This window comes from Sphaerospermopsis sp. LEGE 08334, assembly GCF_015207205.1.
Classification (GTDB): Bacteria; Cyanobacteriota; Cyanobacteriia; order Cyanobacteriales; family Nostocaceae; genus Sphaerospermopsis.
In genome coordinates this window covers 65225-82214 of sequence record NZ_JADEXH010000016.1, presented here as the reverse complement: position 1 = coordinate 82214, position 16990 = coordinate 65225, and the positions used below count along the sequence as shown (strand labels likewise).

The window sequence follows — 16990 nt, the reverse complement described above, 5'->3', positions numbered from 1 at the left end:
CATAGACTAAATTTCCATACTTGTAATCTGCGGGTGTAATTCAGTGGTAGAATGTCTGCCTCCCATGCAGAATGTCGTGGGTTCGAGTCCCATCACCCGCTTTCCAGATTTATTGTCCTATTTATCCAAATACAGCACTTTGCACGTCTATCTAGTACAGTTCATATCCTATTTTCTAGCTTGATGTAATAATTCTGTCTTATGTTTTTGTACCTAAACGTTACGCAAAGTGCTGTATAATAATTTATATCAAGACCGGGTAATCACTTACGATATAAGTTATTAATTAATAATTAATAATTAAATAATTAGCAATTACCCATTACCCATTACCAGCCGCAGCAGATATGATAAGTGTTCAAATGGACATGATATTATTGCTCAGACTGCCAAATCCTGATTGTATTATCAGCACTACCACTAATTATCTTATTTCCGTCAACATTAAAAGCTACAGAATAAACAGTTGATAAATGTCCTGAAAGAGTATTTATCAGTTCTTGACTATACAGATGCCACAGCTTAATTGTATTGTCACTACTGCCACTAGCTAGAGTTTTTCCATCAGGACTGAAAGCAACACTTGTGACTGCATCTGTATGACCATCAAAGGTATGAATCAGTTCTCCTGTAGACAGAGACCAAAGTTTAACTGTATTGTCATGACTACCAGTAGCAAAAGTTTGATTATCAGGACTAATGGCTATAGTATTAATCACATCTGAATGTTCGGTAATACTATTTATTTCTGAACCTTTTTGAGTATTCCATATTTTAATAGTCTTGTCAGCATCACAGCTAATTAACTTTTGTCCATCTCCACTGAAAACAAGAGAATTAATATAATTCTTATGGTCAGTGATAGTATATACTAATTTTTCATTTTTTAAGTCCCATAATTTGATAGTTTTATCCATACTTGCGGTTGCCAACAAATTACCATTAGGACTAAAAACAACTGAAGTTATACAACCGGAATGCTCAATGAATGTCTTACTACTCAGCGCATACCATAGCTTAAAAGTTTTATCATAGCCGCCACTAGCAATGATGTTTCCATCAGCAGAAAAGGCTATTGAGGAAACATAGTTGGAATGTCCAGTTAAGTTGTGCAGAAGTTCTCCCGTTTGGATATCCCAAATTTTAATACTTTTATCTGCACTACCACTGGCAAAAGTTTGTCCTTGGGGATTGATAGCGATACAAAAAACATAATTTGAATGACCATAAAGAGTATTGACACAACGCCAAATTATTGGCTTTTCTATTTGAATAGATATTAAATTTTTCAATTCATAGTTATAAACTTCCCTATATTTTTTGATAACAACTCTGAGTTTTTCTAACATTTCATTAGTCCAGACAGAAGGAAAATCTGCACTTAATTTAAACAACTGAGGTTCATAATTTGGATCAATATTCAAATAATACCAATCTGCCAAGAATGCTGCTAATAACTTGTGTAGGACGACAATAGTTTGCCTAATTGCTCGCAAACTCTTGGTTTCATCATTACTATCATCCTGAATATTTTCTTTGAATTCTTCCCAGTTCCAAGGTTCAAAAGATAAAGATACTGGTTCTTGAAGACCCCAAAATCTCACATTGAAATAAACTTCATGATCTGTGATATCAGTGTAAATAATTGCTGTGGGTACGGCCGATAAAATTGTTTCTAATTGTTTGACTTCAGCATCAAAAATTGAACGCTCAAAATATTTTCCATAAAATTCTACTGGGCAATAATCACCAGATAGGGGATAGTATTTCTCTAAAAATAATTTTAGTTGATTACGAATTTCCTTTTTCAGACTATCACGGAATGATATGGGAAAGTCATCGCTAATATCTGGTGGAGGCACTAACATCAATAACCGTGGTTTCTTTTGTTCATCTACAAAAATTCTCTGTGCTTCATCACGACTTAAAATGCCTGGCCATTTCTGCTGGTCAAAAATTCCTTGAATTTCTTTTTGCTTCAAATCAATTTCTTTAGCAGTTGTTTCTCTACTTAAATCTAGATATAATGCGCTTAACTTACTCCTGTCCTCTATTTCTTCCCGCCTCAGTTTTAGTAATTTTTCTTCTCTTTCTGATACTAATGTTACTTCTATTTCTGAACTATCTGAATTATCTAAATTAATAGTTGTTTGTTGAATTTGCAGAAATTCCTGTCTTCTAGCTTCTCTGCGCTTATAGTAATCCATTTCTGCTTGAATTACCCGCTGATCTTGTCTAACTTTTTGCAGTGTCGCGGATAAATTGATCTGGTTTTGTTTAAGAAGAGTTTGGCTAGTAAAGGCTGAAATAATTTTGTTAGTAGTATTATTTACAAAATCAACAGCTGCACCAACGATATCAAATGTCATATAAGTTATCACGCTAAGAACAATGAATACTTAGTCAATTTTAACCATTCAATTCCTTGATGTATCCGGATAAAATAGGTTGGTTTAGTATTAGTTATATTAATAACAGAAAAACCACTCCAGAAGTACAGGCAAGGGGAAAAGTTTAATTTTAATTAATCTTCTCCTGGAGTGGGTTTGGGGTTAAGTTGACCTCTAAATAGAATAATAAAGCGGGAAAGATTTAGCATCTTTGGGCTTGACATAAACTCGCTCTTCTGGTTCTAATTTTAACTCATCAAATCGTTCTCTTGTTAAATGGGCGGTAAAATTTTGTCCATCATCCAAGGTTAATTCTACTTGAATTTCCCAACCCAAATGAATCACACGGTTAACTGTGGCCGATGCAGTTGTATCATTAGCTACTCTTTCTACAATCACGTCTTGGGGACGCAAAAATACTTCTGGGTTAGCTGAGTCGAAACCACTGCTTTGAAAAATCTTGGCAGAACTCGGTAAAACATTTACAGGACCAATGAAACTCATCACAAATGCTGAAGCAGGATGATCATAAATTTCTGCGGGTGTTCCTACTTGTTCTACTTTTCCTTTGTTCATAACTACGATTTCATCAGAAACTTCCATAGCTTCTTCTTGATCGTGAGTTACAAACACGGTGGTAACGTGAACTTCGTCATGGAGACGGCGTAACCAAGCACGTAAGTCTTTACGCACTTTAGCATCTAACGCCCCAAATGGTTCATCGAGTAATAATACGTTAGGTTCTACAGCTAAAGCTCTGGCTAAGGCTACTCTTTGTCTTTGTCCTCCTGAAAGTTGAGAAGGATAGCGATCGCCTAATCCACTTAATTGTACTAATTCTAACAGTTGTTCTACTTTTCCCTGAATCTTCTTTTTCGGTGCTTTACGAATTTCTAAACCAAAAGCTATATTTTGTCTGACTGTTAAATGTTTAAATAAGGCATAATGCTGAAATACAAAACCAATATTTCGCTCTTGTACACTTTGATATGTAGCATCTTTACCCGTGAGAATGATTTTACCGCTATCCGGCATTTCTAAACCTGATATTAAACGCAGCAGAGTAGATTTACCAGATCCAGATGGACCAAGTAAAGCCACCAGTGAACCACTTTTTATTTCCAGACTCACCTGATCTACAGCCTGAAAGCTGCCGAACTGTTTAGATACATTTTCTACTACGATGCCCACTGGTTTTATACCTCTGTGTTTAATCTACGGTTTACGGGTAGGATTACTGTATTTTACTTTATATCACATTTTTAATTGAGAGTCAGGAGGCAGGAGGCAGGATGCAGGATGCAGGGGAGGAAAAGGAGGTTAATAACCCAATCACTAATCACCAATCACCAATCACCAATCACCAATCACCAATCACCAATCACCAGTCCTTAGTTAATATTAGAATTTCTTGTAGTTATCATTTACAAAAATCTACTCATAAACCTTGATTGAGTATTTTTACTTGCGTTTTTATAACGAAATGTTAAGGAATATTGCAATTCTGTCAAAACATTAAGCTTGAGCGTCATATCAGCCGAAACTCCATGATAGGATGCTTTCGGTAAATGTGAAGATTGGGAGTAAACCTTTGACATTACGGGTTGCTGTTGTGGGTTCGGGCCCAGCCGGTTCATGCGCTGCTGAGACACTAGCAAAAGCCGGGATAGAAACATATTTATTTGAGCGCAAGCTAGATAACGCTAAACCTTGCGGGGGTGCTATTCCTCTGTGTATGGTGAGTGAGTTTGATCTACCTCCAGAAATCATTGACCGTCAAGTGCGGAAAATGAAAATGATTTCTCCTTCTAATCGTGAGGTAGATATCAATCTGGTAAATGAAGAAGAATATATAGGAATGTGCCGTCGTGAGGTGCTGGATGGTTTCCTACGTAACCGAGCGGCTAAACTAGGCGCAAACTTAATTAACGGTACAGTTCAAAAACTGGATATACCCACCAATAACAATGATCCCTATACAATTCATTATTTTGATCATGCCGTAGGTGGTGATAGGGGAGAACCTAAAACCCTAAAGGTAGATTTGATTATTGGTGCTGATGGTGCTAACTCCCGCATTGCTAAGGAAATGGATGCTGGGGATTACAATTATGCGATCGCCTTCCAAGAAAGAATTCGCATTCCTGAAGATAAAATGGCCTACTACCATGACTTAGCGGAAATGTATGTAGGTGATGATGTTTCTACTGACTTCTACGCTTGGGTATTCCCCAAATACGATCACGTAGCGGTTGGTACTGGCACAATGCACGTTAACCAACGAGACATCAAGAAATTACAAGCTGGTATTCGCGCCCGTGCTGCGGAAAAATTGGCTGGTGGTAAAATCATCAAAGTAGAAGCTCACCCCATCCCTGAACATCCCCGTCCTCGTCGTGTAGTTGGCCGGATCGCTTTGGTGGGTGATGCTGCGGGTTATGTTACCAAGTCTTCTGGTGAAGGTATTTATTTTGCAGCGAAGTCTGGGCGGATGTGTGCAGAAACCATTGTTGAGGTTTCTAACAACGGTGCGCGTATTCCTTCTGAGAAAGAGTTGAAACTTTACATCAAACGTTGGGATAAGAAATACGGACTTACTTACAAAGTATTGGATATTCTGCAAACCGTGTTCTACCGTTCTGATGCTACTAGAGAAGCGTTTGTAGAAATGTGTGATGATTTGGATGTACAACGGCTAACTTTTGATAGCTATTTGTATAAAACTGTTGTTCCAGCTAACCCCATTACACAGTTGAAGATTACCGCTAAAACCATCGGTAGTTTGTTACGTGGTAACGCTCTTGCTCCCTAATTTTAGGTGACAGGTGCTACGCCACGGTGACAGGTGACAGAGAATGAATATAGATTTTTGTTCTCATTCCTGGATATCTTGATTGCTGTAGGGGTTTAGCAAAAGCTGATTTTTCTCAACTTGAGGTTAACACCATCACCGGACTGGGAATTTATTCCCAGTCTCATAGTAAAAAGCATTTGGGTGATAATTTGACGGAAAAATCAGACATCTAGATATCCCATAAGCTTCGCCCTGCCCCGATAAATAAGTTCCATAATTTCTTTTCTGGAGAAGTCTATTGATAAAATATTGGATTAGACAATCATTAACACCAAAAAAAATTGAATCAGCCTCATAAACGCCTCTTTTTTCAGCGTGGCTTTCAGGATCTATCCCTTATGAAACAAGCTTTTTAACCACCTTGTCACCCGTTAAGGGATTTCAGCAGTTCACAACTATTAAAAAGGATCTATATTTAGATGACTATAATTTCCTACTAGTAGGATTAACAATAATAACTCCTAACTCTTGAGTAATTTTTACAGCTTGTTCATAATATTGAGTAGATAAATGATCAAGATTCATATTTTCATATAATTCTGATAATGCTTCTAATACTTCAGATTCTGCTCGGCGACATTCCATTTCTCTAAAAATACTTACAGCTAATTGTAAATGTTCTTCAGCTTCTTGATAGCGATTCATCCGCATTAAAGTTTTACCAATATTACAAGTTGCCCACGCTTCTTGAGTTCGATAACCTATTTTTTGGGCAACTTCTAAACCTTGTTTATTGTAATCTAATGCTTTGACATAATCCTCCATACAAATATACACCAGTCCTAAATTTGTTAATACTATAGATTCTTGTTCAGGATCACCAATTTCTCTCACATTTACTAATTCATTCTGATAACATTCCAAAGCTTTAGAATATTGTCCTAAATATATATAAGCTAAACCTAATCTGGTATTTAAAATATTTTGGAGATGGCGATTTTTAAGCTGAAGAGCAATAGTTAAACTTTGTTCATAAAAATCAATGGCAGTATCATAATTGCTCTGCATTAAGTACACGCTACCCAAATTATTTAAAAGTTGAGCTTGCATAGATTTATCATTTAGTTCTATGGCTATTGCTAGTGCCTTTTGATAACATTGAAAACACTCAGAATATTGACTTATATTATAATAAACATTACCCAATCCACATAAATAATCTAATTCAGTTACAGGATCTAAATTACCCAAAAGATTTTTATATAATTGAATTAGTTCTGAATAACATCCCCAAATACCCAAGAGTTGATGAAATTTTTGTTGACTGGGTGGAGTTAAAGACATAGATAAAATATCACTAGCTCGTTTCCAAGCTTGAGCATCACAAAGATGATAAAGTGCTTGTAAATAACCTTCTAATTTTTGCCGATGACTAGCATTAATATTAGTTTGGTAATCTGTTAACCAGTTGATGACGGCAATATAATGATCTAATTGTTGTGGGGGAACTTGTTGTAAAAGATTAGATGGTTGAATGCCTATATTTTCTAGTACGATAGATCCTGGTAGTAAGGAGATTTCCATATTATGTCTTTTTTATTCCTTTTGTGTTAATAATTTTTCATAATGAGCTATAGCAACACTTCTCACTAAATTGTGCATTCCTATCAGCATCGTTTCATTATTTGCAAGAAATGAAATTTCTACCAAATAACGATCTTGTAAAGTTTGTAGTGCAAATTGTTGCTGTTCATTAGTATATCCTCTATATTCTAAATGCCTTAACCACCAACTTTGTTGTACTGGAACACGATATACTGAACCTGTGCAAAGCAAAATATAGGCATGATGGGCATTATCTGATAATCTTTTGAAAGTTTGCTCTAGTCTACTTTGGACTTTTACCCGTAGCTGGATAGAATACCGATCTAATTTCCATTGATCATTTGTTGATTCTATTATACCTTGACTAGCTTCTGCTAAAGCTTTTTCTACTTCTTCAATTTCCTGTCCATATTGTTGCCAATAGGTGGAAACTTGAGAGGCAAAATCATTGATAATTTCTCCAGCAATGGTTCTTAATGCTAAGGGATGTCCTTTGTATGCTTTGCCTATTCTCAACAGCAATTTCATTTCCACAGATGGCAAATTAGCACCTAAACCAACTTTGTCAAATAAAGTGAATTGTTCCCTTTCTGTTAGTCCATCAACTCGCTGACAGTGCCAAAAATTGGGATAGCGAGATGCTGCTTCTAGCAGTTGATGTGGTAATTCTTGAGAAGTAATAATGAAACGACTTTTACAGGTTTCTGTTGATAGCAAGCTTGCAAAAAATTGACACCACCATTCATCAATAAAATCACTCCATCCAGTATTTTCATCTCCCAGTAGCACCAATTCCAAAGAATCAATTAAGATTAACTGTGGATGATGACAAAAATATGTAACTAAACGCTGAAGTAAAGACTGTGGTTGTTTTCGTTCTTCTGGTGAAACCTGTTCTCCCGCATTTTCTAACCACTTTACCGCGACACTTACGAAGTCTGAAGGGGTGTTTTTGTCATCAAAGTTTTTTCGACACAATTTTTCTGGATTATGATCAAACTTGCTACTTAATTCCAGACTTAACCTTTCTGCTAATGCTGTTTTACCAATTCCTGTTAGTCCAACTAATAGAAGTAAACGACAAGAACTTTGTAAAAGTTGAGTGAGATTAATAATTAAATCATCTCTTCCAGTCCAACCACTATCATAAACAAAAAATTCAGTTATTAAACTGGGGGGATTTGATGGTTCTGATTTATTTGCGGGTATATTTTGGGAAATTAATTCTGGTTTGTATTTATGAAATAAGTTGATCAGTTCTGTGCGTTTGGAAAAACGCTCTCCATCGAGGTTTTTTAAGCCAAAAGCTTTACATATAAATTCAATATGTTTGCGAACTGTTGTTCTGGTTATGTAAAGCGACTCCGCAATTTGTTGGTCTTTTTCACCACATAAGAATTTATCTAATACTCGTCGCTGTTTAGGTGTTAGTTCGTCGAGTGCTTGATGGAACTTATCAATATCCACTGTACTGTTTGGGTAATGTTTTGATTGGGTATGTTGTCAGGTTAATCAACATTATACACAGTTGTGAATTTTTCTACACAGTTGAAAAAAATCATAAATTACTTAGTATGCTGTATAAGTAGGTAATATTTATCAATGTCGTATTTATTACGTCAAATAATTTTAGTATGATGTATGGTGGGGTGTTATTAAAGAGCGATAGCGAAGCGCTGCTGCAAGCAGTTCGCTCCTAGTTCAATTTATTGAAGTTAATGTTTTTTGTATAAAAATCATAGATTTAAACAATCTATGAATCTAATATAAGCCCATATTTGCTAAATTTGACTGAAATAAATAACTTGCTGTTAGCTTTTAGTTAAATTATGTGGTGCGATCGCTTTATTTAGCTTTAGTTAGTTCTACTTAGGAGATGCTGAATCAACCTAAAACCCAGATGAATCAAAGATTAGAGGTATTTCCAAAAAATTTCCTCACTATTTGCAACACAGGACAAACAGTGAGCGTATATAAAGTAAGCCTATTTTAGTAACTCCTGTGCTGGCTATAAACCTCAAAAGATTTACTTACAAAGTTTTGGAGTAAAAATGTCAAATGTAATGCAGTATACGGAGACATCAGAAGTTTTGGGTATTCCCATAACGCTAAAGATGTTAATGCAGAGTGAAAATGAATTTACTATCATTGCTATCAAGGATGATGGTGAATTTCATAAGCTGTTCACGTACATGGCAGATATTGATGCTTTGCAAGCAGATAAAGCAGAAGTGAGTAAATTGGCTGATGATTATGCACGGCAAGTCAATAAAATACTTAAAGGGGTTATTTTAATTTCAGATGGTGTTGTTTGGTTTGTCACAAATGTAATGGATTTTATCTCATCCATGTTTGGAGGTTTGGCAGGATTTGGATTGATTGGAATTGCGTTTGTTCTTGGGATAATGCTAACGGTAGCTGCTCTTTGGATTTATGCTTTTTTTATCATTGGTCCGTTGATGGCTATTTCATTTATTCTCAAAGCCTGGTTAAACAATAAGAGGGAAAAAGCTATCAAGCAACTTTCTCGAAATTCCTTAGAATTTGCCAGAAGATGTAAAGTTGATTTGGATTTATGATAAATCTGGGAAAGTCGGCAAATTCTTAATACCTAATGTTTATAAGTTTTTGTTGGGTTGCGCGTTAGCAAAGCTGACCGAAGGTATCGCTTAACCCAACCTACAAAAATTCTTAACTTTCCCAATAGTCAACACAAGGATTAGTATATGCAGTTTAATCAAATAATTGCCACTGGTTTAATTACTATCAATATTATGTTCTTGTTTTCATCACCAGCACAAGCACAAAATAGAAAACCATCTGTTGAATGTAATGCAGCTTTACAAGCCGCTAAAAACCAAATTCAGAAAAATAGAAAAGTCAAAGTTGTTCATACAGATCAACAAAATATTTCTCAAGATTACAAAAGTTATCCTAAAAATCGTCCATTTTCCTATGGGTTTGGTTTAAGAGGACCTGCTACGGGATCTATCTTAAATTCTGAAAAATTTTTAACTATAATTGCCAAAGATATTATAGATAATTGTCCATCAATTAGCATGGTTGAATTTAACGCATCACGAACTGATCATGTTGAGAGCTACGGCTTATTAGAAAATAACGACGTTGGACTCTTTAAATGTATCGGCGAGGATGATCCAAGGGCAAAAACAAAATTGCATTGGGGATACGTCGTTTGCCTTTAAATAACAGATAATAGCTAACAACGATTTATTGGAGAAAAAATGAAAAACTTGTTTATCAACTTCACAATAACAACTGCATTAATTACAGTTATGTCACCCTTAGCATTTGCAGCGCCAAAACCAGAATCTAAACTTCCTTCAGGTGCTTATTATACCCCAGGAACTATGTTTAATAACTCTAGGAGAGAGATTTTAAATCGTAATGGGAAAATTTGCATCAAAATAGTTGACGGACCACCTAATAACTTTCGTGGACGAGAAGAAATTATGATTAGTAGCGTATCAAATCGAGGGGGTTTACATTGATGGTAATAATCAGGAAATTCAGGTAATGAATGTGAGAGATTTACCAGAGTATGAATTTTTAAGCAAATATTCTACTGTCTTAGCTGCTTTTGGTGATAATGCTTCTAGTGGTTGGGGATTACTAGCAGGAAATAACTCTGATTCTCGTACTACTTCAGCGCAAAATAAGCGAATGCAGGAATGTATAAATACTAAAGGTAATTATGTTCGCAAAATCAAAGGTAGAATGCTGCAAGGACAATTTTAGATAATTACCTTGGATTACCAGCCTTTTTTAGTATTTGGTCTATTTTTCTTATCCCGCAAGGGTTTGAGGCTTATTTTTTCCTGATAAATATTTAAGTCCCGCGATTACGAATAGTTGAATTTGGAATAACAATCTTGAATTGAATATTATGAGTTGTAGAAAATTTTTCCTAACTTTAATTTCCTATTCTATAGGAAACTTGAGTTGTCTTGTTGCATTTTCTCAAGGCCTTTCTTTATTTTTATTAGGGATATCTAAGCTAGGAAATTTTTTTGATCCTAAAGGTGATTATTACATTAATATTGAACCAATTTCAACTAGCCAATATTTAGATATGTCAACTTCAGATGTACCCAATTTTATTAGGCTATCTTGTATGTTTGTCACCTCTGCATTTTTGATGCTACTAGAAGATATCAAAAAGTATACAGGTGTTTTTTTATTCTTGGTCTTAGGGAGTACATTCTGGTATTTAAAATACCATTTTATCACCCAACCAGGCTCTTTTTTAAATTTGCTCATTGGCGAATTATATGTACTATTTATTAATAGTGTAATTGGAATGTATTTCTTTAGAAAGATTGGGAGATTAATAATCAGGTGGAATGTTATTACAAGGATCTGTGATTTAGAATATTTTTTAGAAAGATGCCATGAATGGTTAATTAATCTTTAACAGATTTAATGTTAAATCATTTTGACAGTTGAGCTAAAGATTGAACAGCAGATGACTACTTACTCTTGATAAGTTGAGGTACTGAATCTCAGGAGCGATCGCCCCTTTCTATTTTGCTTTTCAAGATTTAGTAGAGGAATTTTTCAACTTTTTGCAACACGGGGTAAATCTGGTTCGTATATAGATTATGGACAATATTTAGTATTTACATCTAGTTCAGCAATCTGCCTTATCACTCATTAAAAATTTATTTCAAAGGAATTGGAAATTATGATCAGAAGTGTTAGTGGTGTAACAGCAATTTTATTATTTGCCTTAGTCAATATCACCGCCTTGCCAACAACAGTAAAAGCACAAAAATCACACAATATTGACTTGTCATTAATAGTAGGAGAATGGAGTGAAAAGGGAAAATGCAATTTTAGTCGTTATGTATTTACTAAAAATGGAAAGTATCAGTCATTTTTCAAAGAAAATGGTAAATGGAAGCTACATTTTAATGGTAATTATGCTCGTAAAAATACTAATTCAGTAACTATTACCCATACTACCCCGGATAACAATACTTTTGAAGATTTACTGGAAATTTCAAGATTAAATTCAAAAAAATTATCTGGCACACTATACATAGTTATTGGAGATCATGAAGTAGAAAAATTTTCATGGCAACGATGCCCTATTCGCCAGTAAAAGTTAATCAAATAGCACTCTAAGTTTTTAATTGATTGTTGATATTTGTGATGGGAGAAATCAAAAAATGAGTAAATTACATTCTATTTTCAGTATCAGATTTTTTCAGAAAAAAATGACTAAAAAGTTTATTGATTATTTCTTGGTAGGTTTTTTTGTTATTAGCAGTATAACTTTACCTGGAACAATATTTAATTATAGTCGTGTTTTAGCAGCTAATTCATCAAATAAGACTGAGGTAAATTTATCAAGCCCTAATGATAATAAAGTAGGAATTTGTATAGCAGGATTTTGTATAAACATTCCAGAACCTTTGAAAAGGCCTATTGAAGGACCTGTTGATTCTTGGATTAAGGATCAATTACGTTCATTTTTAAAAGATGAAATTCCTATTACTGGAACTGAACATAAATTATATCCTGCTATCTCACAACTTCCAGGTGGTCAATTTACACCCCAAATTTTATACTTAAATGCTTTAAATTCTTCCCAAGTTATTCCACCAGGAGATTATGAAGTTCCTGTACATTATTATTGCACTAAGGTCTATACTTTGAATGGTGCAGGAAATCGCTATCGTTTAGCTCGTCTTAATGGCAGACTGTCTAATGTTTTAAGCACTTTATATCAACGTGCTAGTTTAAATAAAGTTCCTATTCAAGATGTACAAGTTTTATCTTGGAGTATTCAATCAGGCGTATCCTATGACAATTTATCTAGTTCATCAAAACAATTAGTCAATCAATTAATTCCTGATTATAGACAACAATTAGAGGGGAGTTTTACTGATAAAACTATCAAATATTGGAATAGTATTTCACAACTAACTCCCTTACCTTCTTTTGATGCTACTCTCAATCAGTTAGGAGATATTGGTAAATTTGCTCAGTCTTTATTACGAGCGAGACAAGAAATTATCAACACTAATTTTAGTTATGGAGCTTTAGCAAATGCTTTTGTAATTCCCCAGGATGTCAATCTTCCTGGTGGTATGGAAACGACTCCTTGGAGTCAGATTAATGAACAGGTTTATCTACGATTTATTGCTCCTAAAGGCGCGTTAAATGATGGTGTTGCTCAGGTGAGAATTATTGGTAATGAATATACTGAAATTAATGGAAGTTATCTAGTTGCTCAAGGAACTATCCCACTTCCGAAGCGAGGTGATCCACGCGGCATTATTTTCCAAACTTTACTTGAACTCATAGTGCGATCTGTCGGTATACCTGAGTCCAGTAGTCATCAAGCAGTTACAGCCACAGTTAAATCTAAATCGGATGAACTACCTGTTTTTATCATTTATTCAGATCGAATGCCAACAATTGCAGAACACGTACTATCAGCTTTTCGGCGTGGACACCCTAATACACTCACTTACATAGGAGGAGAATTATCACCTCAGAATCGTAGATTAGCTTGTCCTCCCAGAATACCTAGACCTGACGGAAAACAATGCGATGAATATCCATTTGCCTCAACGGAAGAAGGTGGATCTAATGCTTCAATTTGGCTTGTTCCAGAGAAGGAAAATGCGTTGCAAGGTAACGAGCTAAAGAAGTTCTACAACCGTAATAATATGAAACCTGGTGACCAATTTAGAGTTGAGGTCAGGTGAACGTAGATTGGTAAATTAGTAAATCTGATTGTTATGCAAAACTTGAAAATGTTAATTAAAATCAAGAGTTCTCGCTTTTTATTAGCTGTTGCAACCCTGACAGCATTTAATTTCATTGCCTTCATACTACATTTCCAACAGCCGCCAGCCCACGCACAAAATGGAGAAATTATAAAAACAGAAAGTAAACTTTTAATTTCTGCCAGTGCAAATACTAAATTTAAAACTTTTGTAGAAAAGCGGACTTATTCTATTGCTTATCCACAAAACTGGTTTGTTAGAAGAGTATGGAAGTATTTAGCGCACATCACTAACCGCAGAATGCCAGAAACAGGTGGTGATTTTGGTGTTACTGATTATTATTTGATTAAAACAGATGTGCAAATTATTGAAGAAAATTTTCAGGCTTTTAGTAGAAAACTTTCTTCTTTTATAGAAGGCTCCAGAATAATTAAAAGAGAGAATGTAAGAATTGAAGGTAAAAATGCTGTCAGATTATGGCTTACAGATAGTGAAGGAGAAACATTACTCACTTTTCTGCCTTACAAACCAAATAAAACAGCTTACATGATAACTTTCTACACAAAAAATAATTCTCATCTTTTACCATTGATTGAAAGAATGCACTCATCTTTTAAATCATTAAATTGATAATCAAAATAGTCATTACTTCAATAATAAACCATCAACCAACTTAACAATATGCAAATAAAATTTTATCGATTAACAGTCATTTTAGTAATTGGTTTTGTTCATAGTATAACATTATCAACATCTGTTAAAGCACAAAAGTCCATGTTAGAATATAAAGAAGCTTTGGTTAATACTAAAAAAATCAAACAAGGGGAGAATAGCAAATTTCAAAACCTTGAAATCTTTGTAATGCCTAGTGAATATTCAATCCGCTATCCAAAAGGATGGTTTGTAGATATAGAGGCATGGGGGAAAGAACCTAGAGGTGTAAAACCAATTACAATTTATGACAGGCAAATATATAATTCTAGTCGAGAAAGTGAACTGATTAGATTGATTACCACATCAATCTATCCTGTTTCAGTTTCCTTCGAGCAAACTATTCAAGAATCAAAGAGTCAAAGTTTCAAGATTATGAGACAAGGATATACAAAGATAGGGGGGAAAGAAGCCTATAGAATATGGAATGCACTCGACAGTGAAACTGATGGTAGATATGAAATTACAACTTTGATTCGTCATCCGAATGAAACGATGGTAATCTCCAGTTTATACTTTCCTAGTAATGCTGGTGTGGCAGTTCCTATTATTCAGAAAATACATGGTTCATATCGAAGTTTGAGACCATAACGACAATAGAGTAACAGCATACTCCATATAAAACTTTTCAGTTCAACTTATGTTATGAAAATTTCCCAACTTCCAAACATCTTTTTAGGCTTCATATCTTGGTTTGGCTGGTTAGCATATATCATCTGGATGTTTTGTTATCTAATCTTGATGATATCTGTAGGTGTAGTCATACTAATCATCCCAATCATAGCGTATATCTTTTCTGCCATTGCTTCTGTTATGTCCAGACTGGTACTAGGAGGGATAGGAATTGGTGATAATTACACTAACTATAATACCCAATTTGAACTCACTCCCAGCGATAGTATAGGCTATACTCTGACGCAAGGTATAACATCTATTGTTCGCTTTATCTTTAAGCTAGTTTTTGTGCTACCTCTTAAATTATTTATTGGTAGTCATACAGGTATGTCAATGGAAACCCCTATAGCTGAAATTCCGGGTTATATACTGGAAAGTATTAGCTATTTACGTCCTCCACATCGCTTCAGTTTTTACTGTGGTATTGTCAGCTTTCCATTGATGGCTGGACTCTATTTTTATTTAACCAAAACCTGAAATTTTTTCCACCTTTTTGCAACACGGTGTGAATCCGGTTCGTATATAGATTGTGGACAATATTTAGTATTTACATCTAGTTCAGCAATCTGCCTTATCATTCATCAAACATTCATTTCAAAGGGATTGGAAATTATGATCAGAAGTCTTAATAGTGTAACAGCACTTATATTATTTGCTTTAGTTAATATCACCACCTTACCAACAACGGTAAAAGCGCAAGGTTCAAATGTAGAGTGTAAAAAGGCAGTTGCTAATGCTAAAAGTCGTTTACGAAAAATTCCTAATGTGTTAATAGAGGATACTTATACAAAGAATCTTAACGAGCTTTATTCCGATTTTCCAAAAGAACGACCTATTGAATATATTTTTTATCTCACAGGTCCAATACGTAAAGGTCGTATTGTAGACACTGGTATTAAAAAGGTTGCAAACTCAAAACAATTCATGAAGAATATTAGCCAAGATATCATATATAAATGTAGTTCAATTGGTGCAGTCGCTTTTGCATTACATCCAACTTGTAGTATCGGTTTTGGATTAATGCGAGATAAGAAAGTTAAACTATTCGACATTGTAATGATAGATCCAAATCAAGATACATCCTTAAAGTGGGGACAAACATTTTGCTGGTAATTAGCAAAGCAAATTTTAGTAACATTAACATCGAAATTTATTTGTTTTTAATTACCAACATAAGTTATTAAATCATGAAAAAGTCAATTAAAAAAACATCACCTTTTTTTCAAGTACTAATTACAGGGTTTACTTTTATCAGTTCTATAACCGTAGCTAATGCAAGTCCTTATGTAGCAACTTCTGATAGTTATATGAATGATAAAAGGTCTTGGTACGTTGATTTAGAAACAGTTACTCAAGTCTCAGATAGAATATATAAGTATGTAAAAGCTGGAGTTAATGGAACAGCCATAACAGAGTTCAATATAAATGTAATAAATGATCAATTTGTCAAAAAAATGAAATCGTTAGAAAGTGAAGTCATTGTCAACTGCAATGATACAACATCACTTCAAATTCTACAAAATCGTTATTATAAAAACGGTAAATTGGTGAAGACTGAAAAACTTAATAAAATTTTAAAGCATAGTCAATCTAATAGATTAGAAAATGGAAATGTAATTGTTTGTCGGTTTTTTGATTCTGCTTCTTTCCAAGCAATAAAAGCGGGGTTTTATGCTGTGGGACTTAGTAATGGTATTAGAATTGCCATCAGAGGCAACCGAATCTGTTATGAAGAATTTAACCGCCGTAATTTCACGGTTGCTTCTGTTGTTCGGCATCCCCGATACCTCAGTTTATATCAATTGGAGTCTGTGGAGAAAAGAGGTTTTTATACAAAAGAGCCTTATTATTTATTTCAAGTTAGATCAAATGAAATTATTCATGGAACTCTAGCATTTCATGGAGTTAAAGAAACCAGTATTCCTTGGGAAACTAGTAAAAAGATAGAGCAATGTTTAAACTCTAATAAAGTTTTCTGGTATTTTGAAAAATTACCAGGTAGCAAATGAAATAAACTTGTAATTAGAATTATAACAACTATAACTACAAAGGTA

At 34.4% G+C, this 16990-nt stretch carries 17 protein-coding genes and 1 tRNA gene; 14 read left to right on the top strand and 4 right to left on the bottom strand.

Annotation, left to right across the window (positions count from 1 at the left end; all coding sequences use genetic code 11):
• The first annotated feature begins 29 nt into the window (after window positions 1–29).
• A tRNA-Gly gene (locus tag IQ237_RS11150) sits at window positions 30–101 on the top strand.
• A gap of 273 nt (window positions 102–374) precedes the next feature.
• On the opposite strand, the gene IQ237_RS11145 is transcribed toward IQ237_RS11150, so the two are convergent.
• Window positions 375–2369 (bottom strand): WD40 repeat domain-containing protein, encoded by a 1995-nt coding sequence (locus IQ237_RS11145; protein ID WP_194055072.1) that lies wholly within the window; start codon window positions 2367–2369, stop codon window positions 375–377.
• 195 nt (window positions 2370–2564) lie between these two features.
• Window positions 2565–3581: a sulfate/molybdate ABC transporter ATP-binding protein gene (locus tag IQ237_RS11140; protein ID WP_194055070.1), complete on the bottom strand. Its 1017-nt coding sequence runs from the start codon at window positions 3579–3581 to the stop codon at window positions 2565–2567.
• 400 nt (window positions 3582–3981) lie between these two features.
• On the opposite strand from IQ237_RS11140, the gene chlP reads away from it, so the two are divergent.
• Window positions 3982–5202 carry a geranylgeranyl reductase gene (gene chlP, locus IQ237_RS11135; RefSeq protein WP_375539905.1) on the top strand — a complete coding sequence of 407 codons (1221 nt, stop codon included), beginning with the start codon at window positions 3982–3984 and terminating at the stop codon, window positions 5200–5202.
• A 465-nt stretch (window positions 5203–5667) separates the two neighbouring features.
• Here chlP and IQ237_RS11130 read toward each other — a convergent pair whose 3' ends face one another.
• Entirely contained in the window at window positions 5668–6768 is a 1101-nt protein-coding gene (locus IQ237_RS11130) for a tetratricopeptide repeat protein (protein WP_228020041.1), read from the bottom strand.
• A gap of 12 nt (window positions 6769–6780) precedes the next feature.
• Window positions 6781–8256 carry a sigma factor-like helix-turn-helix DNA-binding protein gene (locus IQ237_RS11125; RefSeq protein WP_194055067.1) on the bottom strand — a complete coding sequence of 492 codons (1476 nt, stop codon included), beginning with the start codon at window positions 8254–8256 and terminating at the stop codon, window positions 6781–6783.
• Between the two features lie 584 nt (window positions 8257–8840).
• Here IQ237_RS11125 and IQ237_RS11120 point away from each other — a divergent pair.
• The 12 genes from IQ237_RS11120 (at window position 8841) to IQ237_RS11065 (ending at window position 16945) form a co-directional block, all read left to right on the top strand.
• A complete protein-coding gene (locus IQ237_RS11120; protein WP_194055065.1) occupies window positions 8841–9368 on the top strand; it encodes a hypothetical protein in 528 nt (175 codons plus the stop codon).
• Window positions 9369–9515: 147 nt separating this feature from the next.
• Window positions 9516–9995 carry a hypothetical protein gene (locus tag IQ237_RS11115; protein ID WP_194055063.1) on the top strand — a complete coding sequence of 160 codons (480 nt, stop codon included), beginning with the start codon at window positions 9516–9518 and terminating at the stop codon, window positions 9993–9995.
• A 39-nt stretch (window positions 9996–10034) separates the two neighbouring features.
• The gene (locus tag IQ237_RS11110) at window positions 10035–10301 is read left to right on the top strand and encodes a hypothetical protein (protein ID WP_194055061.1); all 267 of its coding nucleotides are present in this window, start codon (window positions 10035–10037) and stop codon (window positions 10299–10301) included.
• A 25-nt stretch (window positions 10302–10326) separates the two neighbouring features.
• On the top strand, window positions 10327–10548 hold the full coding sequence (locus IQ237_RS11105; RefSeq protein ID WP_194055059.1) for a hypothetical protein: 222 nt from the start codon (window positions 10327–10329) through the stop codon (window positions 10546–10548).
• Window positions 10549–10696: 148 nt separating this feature from the next.
• Window positions 10697–11224: a hypothetical protein gene (locus tag IQ237_RS11100; RefSeq protein ID WP_228020038.1), complete on the top strand. Its 528-nt coding sequence runs from the start codon at window positions 10697–10699 to the stop codon at window positions 11222–11224.
• Between the two features lie 270 nt (window positions 11225–11494).
• Window positions 11495–11914 (top strand): hypothetical protein, encoded by a 420-nt coding sequence (locus IQ237_RS11095; protein WP_194055055.1) that lies wholly within the window; start codon window positions 11495–11497, stop codon window positions 11912–11914.
• A 115-nt stretch (window positions 11915–12029) separates the two neighbouring features.
• The gene (locus tag IQ237_RS11090; RefSeq protein WP_194055053.1) at window positions 12030–13529 is read left to right on the top strand and encodes a NucA/NucB deoxyribonuclease domain-containing protein; all 1500 of its coding nucleotides are present in this window, start codon (window positions 12030–12032) and stop codon (window positions 13527–13529) included.
• A 48-nt stretch (window positions 13530–13577) separates the two neighbouring features.
• On the top strand, window positions 13578–14180 hold the full coding sequence (locus IQ237_RS11085) for a PsbP-related protein (RefSeq protein ID WP_194055051.1): 603 nt from the start codon (window positions 13578–13580) through the stop codon (window positions 14178–14180).
• Window positions 14181–14231: 51 nt separating this feature from the next.
• Window positions 14232–14852 carry a PsbP-related protein gene (locus tag IQ237_RS11080; protein WP_228020035.1) on the top strand — a complete coding sequence of 207 codons (621 nt, stop codon included), beginning with the start codon at window positions 14232–14234 and terminating at the stop codon, window positions 14850–14852.
• Window positions 14853–14906: 54 nt separating this feature from the next.
• The gene (locus IQ237_RS11075; RefSeq protein WP_194055049.1) at window positions 14907–15413 is read left to right on the top strand and encodes a hypothetical protein; all 507 of its coding nucleotides are present in this window, start codon (window positions 14907–14909) and stop codon (window positions 15411–15413) included.
• A 135-nt stretch (window positions 15414–15548) separates the two neighbouring features.
• Window positions 15549–16049, top strand: a complete 501-nt coding sequence (locus IQ237_RS11070; protein WP_194055047.1) for a hypothetical protein — start codon at window positions 15549–15551, stop codon at window positions 16047–16049.
• Between the two features lie 74 nt (window positions 16050–16123).
• Window positions 16124–16945 carry a hypothetical protein gene (locus IQ237_RS11065; RefSeq protein ID WP_194055045.1) on the top strand — a complete coding sequence of 274 codons (822 nt, stop codon included), beginning with the start codon at window positions 16124–16126 and terminating at the stop codon, window positions 16943–16945.
• Window positions 16946–16990: the final 45 nt, after the last annotated feature.

Bases quoted from the DNA above. Each gene is read 5' to 3' on its own strand.
- IQ237_RS11070 (WP_194055047.1), top strand. From the start codon at position 15,549: ATGATCAGAAGTCTTAATAGTGTAACAGCACTTATATTATTTGCTTTA.
- IQ237_RS11130 (WP_228020041.1), bottom strand. From the start codon at position 6,768: ATGGAAATCTCCTTACTACCAGGATCTATCGTACTAGAAAATATAGGC.
- IQ237_RS11110 (WP_194055061.1), top strand. From the start codon at position 10,035: ATGAAAAACTTGTTTATCAACTTCACAATAACAACTGCATTAATTACA.
- IQ237_RS11065 (WP_194055045.1), top strand. From the start codon at position 16,124: ATGAAAAAGTCAATTAAAAAAACATCACCTTTTTTTCAAGTACTAATT.
- IQ237_RS11115 (WP_194055063.1), top strand. From the start codon at position 9,516: ATGCAGTTTAATCAAATAATTGCCACTGGTTTAATTACTATCAATATT.
- IQ237_RS11075 (WP_194055049.1), top strand. From the start codon at position 14,907: ATGAAAATTTCCCAACTTCCAAACATCTTTTTAGGCTTCATATCTTGG.
- IQ237_RS11105 (WP_194055059.1), top strand. From the start codon at position 10,327: ATGAATGTGAGAGATTTACCAGAGTATGAATTTTTAAGCAAATATTCT.
- IQ237_RS11085 (WP_194055051.1), top strand. From the start codon at position 13,578: ATGTTAATTAAAATCAAGAGTTCTCGCTTTTTATTAGCTGTTGCAACC.
- IQ237_RS11145 (WP_194055072.1), bottom strand. From the start codon at position 2,369: ATGACATTTGATATCGTTGGTGCAGCTGTTGATTTTGTAAATAATACT.
- IQ237_RS11090 (WP_194055053.1), top strand. From the start codon at position 12,030: ATGACTAAAAAGTTTATTGATTATTTCTTGGTAGGTTTTTTTGTTATT.
- IQ237_RS11120 (WP_194055065.1), top strand. From the start codon at position 8,841: ATGTCAAATGTAATGCAGTATACGGAGACATCAGAAGTTTTGGGTATT.
- IQ237_RS11095 (WP_194055055.1), top strand. From the start codon at position 11,495: ATGATCAGAAGTGTTAGTGGTGTAACAGCAATTTTATTATTTGCCTTA.
- IQ237_RS11100 (WP_228020038.1), top strand. From the start codon at position 10,697: ATGAGTTGTAGAAAATTTTTCCTAACTTTAATTTCCTATTCTATAGGA.
- IQ237_RS11080 (WP_228020035.1), top strand. From the start codon at position 14,232: ATGCAAATAAAATTTTATCGATTAACAGTCATTTTAGTAATTGGTTTT.